The organism is Pricia sp., assembly GCF_041745955.1.
In the GTDB taxonomy this organism is placed as follows: Bacteria; Bacteroidota; Bacteroidia; order Flavobacteriales; family Flavobacteriaceae; genus Pricia.
This window is the reverse complement of the sequence record NZ_JBGTHY010000295.1, coordinates 1-3493: the sequence shown is the minus strand read 5'-3', so window position 1 is coordinate 3493 and position 3493 is coordinate 1. Positions and strand designations below refer to the sequence as shown.

The following is a 3493-nucleotide window of genomic DNA, read 5'->3' as shown; positions in this document are numbered from 1 at the left end:
GGACTGTAGACCAGTATAGGGAAAATGGGTCATAAAATCGGCGGTCGTTAGAAATTCAGAGGAATCGATTTCGGGCGTCGCGCCGGACTCATAACCCAAAATGCTTATATCGAGACTTACCCCGATGATACCTTTACTGTTGACCACCTCGATGATGTCTTCATCCATCAAGTTTATGGTGTTCGGGTTAAAAGTGAATTCCTTTTTGAGATTGGATCCCCAATATCCGGCCACTTTGGGCTTGGTATACATCTTGACCGTCTTGATACCTTGGTCTACATGGTTCACACATTTTATAGTGTCGAGGTTGTGCTTCCAATCATTGATGGAATAGCCCGTAACCCCGACGTGGCTGGCAATTATTGGAATATTTTCATAGTCTTTGTCTTTACGATATTTGTAGAAGTCCAAACGCGATTTCAGGCTCATGTGCGCTATATCAATAAGTACTGGGAGCGAATAGGCCTTATCGATAACTTCTAATCCCAATTCGCTAAGACCATTGCCAAAAGGATAGAATGAAGGGTGTTTTAACGCCTTCGTGGCAAAGGCATGGGTCGCCAAATGTTGTTCGGGAATATGGGTCAAGTGGGTGAGGGTAAGATATAGGACATCCAAATCCTTTTCCCGAAATTTTTTTACCAGTTCCTCTAGCACGGTTGCAGGGTTGTTGGAAGCTATCGTTTTTGGATCGAGAACGGCACTTTTCTCGATGTCCTTGAATTCATCGTACTTTAGGGCATTCCCGATCTTTTTCATACAGAGGTTGTGGCCACCCTCGATCGCAAACGTCAACTTGAGGGATTTTTCATTGAACTTATGTATATTCTTACGGTTCAAGACCGATATAGCCCCGCTTTTCTTCAGGGCCATATATTGCTCGACTTCCCTTAAAAATAAATTGAGATAGGATACCTGGCCTTCGCTTACCACATCGAAATAGTGTTTGCTAAAGGGCCGTGTCAAATTACCTTTCAGAACGGAGGAAAAAAAACCTTTGCTTGAAGCCACACCGAACTCAAGGGCCGCAATGGCGGCAACCCCTAGATTCACCTTCCCGTCTTCTAGGTAATCTATACAGCACTGACTTTCTAAGGTACGCAGTATCGTCTCGTCGGTAAAGTCCTTGAACGCTTTTGACATTTCGATCGCTTTCGTCAATTCCCCATTGCCTCTTTTATAAGACATATCGTCATTGTACTGGGCAAGATGGTTTTTAGCTACCGGATGAAAATGAAGATCAAAGTAATTATCCATAATCTGTATTTTTAAATAATCTCAATTTAATAATCTCAATTAAAGCTTTCAAAATATACTTTTAGAAGTCTCTCGGTCTGGTCGTCGTCAAATTGGGCGTAACTTTCAAATACCTTGTTAACCGGTCTGCCCGTCATTGCGGCCACACTGATCCTGGCCCTTTCGGTCAGCGAATCCTGGACCGTTGCACTCTCGAAGCCCGGTGTCAGCTTCTTTCTTGCCGTATTCCAAAGAAAATGGATGGTTTCGCGGACACCGAGGTCCCATGCTTCTGGTTTTTCCTTACCATCATAGGCATTTTTAAGGCCGCCCATTAGCGCTTCGACTTTTTTCAGGTCATCTATGTCGGGCATTTCCTGTCTTAGCAATTTGTCAACATCCAGAATACCTGCGCCAAATCTATCGGTATCCCACTCCCTTCCATTAGGTTTGGTATTGGCCGATGCCCTTAAATGCGTTCTAAACAGTTCTACGGTCTGCCAAGGTTCTTTCACGTGTCTTTTGAGAAAGTCCAAATGTTTGGCCTTCCATAGGGCCGCAGCCGAGGCCACATGGGGTGTGGCATAGCTCGTGCCCGACCCGAAAACCATGATATCTTCCTGCTTTTTGCTCTTAAAAGGCACATATACATCTTCCCCGGGGGCGGTAATATCGACAGACGTTCCATAGGAAGAATACTCCCAAACCTCATTATTGGGGTTCGAGGCCGCAACGGCTATGGTACCCGGATAGACGGCAGGTGCTATGACCGACTCTACTTGGTTGCCCGCGGCACAGACCCAAATAATTCCCCGTTCATAAGCGGTTTTGGCAATACTATATATCATCGGCCTTGGATAGCTGCCCATACACATAAAGATGATATCGGCATTGGCATTTATGGCCTGTGAGACGGCATTGAATAGGTTGCGCCCGCGGCCAATCAAGATGACCGATTTCGAAATGCGGTAGGGAATCACTTTTACCAACGGTTTTCCAAATTTGTCTACTGCAATACCTGTATTCCCATCGTTTTTGATAGTACCGTTGGCGTGTTGGCCGACAATGATACTGGCGGTTCGGGTGCCATGCCCCGGATGCCTCATGACGCCCATACTCATTTCGTCGCGCGCATCTTCCCCGTCGATAAAATCTTCATCCTGCAAGAGGTCAAAGCCTCCCAAAACTTTATGGTGATCTGTATACCCGGTATCCAATTGAACAAGGCGTATCTTTTCAATGTTTCCCTTGAAATTCGTGAACGGTTCTTCTTCAGGGTCGATCTCCAACATATTTACCGCTCTCCTGTTCCAAGCCCGGTAGTCTTGATTTTTGTCCCCTTGGATAAATTCTTTGACCAACCTTGCATTGGCCCATCTGATCTTAAAATCCTTTTCACTCTGTGCCCAATCGGCCGTTCCGTCCTCCAGCGATTCGAGGCTTTCGGTATTCGACCACCTTTCATAATGGCCCGGTCTGATATCGGTAGACATTTCAAGATCTGGGGTACAGGTTTCAATTTGTGGAAGGCCTTCGAGATCGGCCGCTATTTCCCAGGGACTTTTATCCGATTGTACGTGTATGTAGTAAAAATTACGGTGTGATGCTTCCGTTGACATGGGATAAAGGGGCTCACTAAGCAATAGGCCCGGGACGAGACTGGCCGCGTTTTCCTTCCAATCGTTTTGCATTTCCTTGACCCCCGACAATTGGATCTCAAAATACTGGGTTTCCGAATTTGTGCTTTCTAAACGGTTCATAGCATAATATTTAGGTGAGACAAGGGTCTGCTCGGTATCGAGTGCTACACTTTCGGCAGGCCGAACTGTGCCGAGCAAATCGGTCTTATTTTTTTGCATGGACTTTGCGACCGGCATTCTTTCGATCATATTCAAAATACTGCTGACCCGTATACCTTCATTTCCCATCCAGTCTATCACATTGTCGGCATCGCCGGGCTGTACTACCGACCCGTCTTTTCGCAGCCATTGCCCGTGCCTATTTTTTCTCGGCACCCCACTGTGATGCAGGGCGACGACTTCTCCGGTACCGAGTCCGAGTACCATACTGCCCGAAGAGCCCGGCAAGGTATCGGATTCATAGATGAGGAAATCATCCTTGAGCACCAACATGCGAATATCCCTCATGACGATTTTTTTATAATCGCCTTTTGGATGTTGCACGATTACGCAATTTTCGCCATCGATGATCTTCCCAAGTTTTTTGTCCAATCGAGCCACCGGAAAATCGGTGATCG

2 protein-coding genes are annotated in these 3493 nt (G+C 46.3%); both read right to left on the bottom strand.

The genetic code is table 11. The annotated features are described in order from the left end of the window. The coding region (locus ACEW8S_RS10830; RefSeq protein ID WP_373518168.1) for a membrane dipeptidase at positions 1-1257 on the bottom strand (1257 nt) is incomplete at its 3' end. A gap of 35 nt (positions 1258-1292) precedes the next feature. Next, positions 1293-3493, bottom strand: a 2201-nt coding sequence (locus ACEW8S_RS10825; RefSeq protein WP_373518167.1) for a S8 family serine peptidase, incomplete at its 5' end; no start/stop codon positions are given.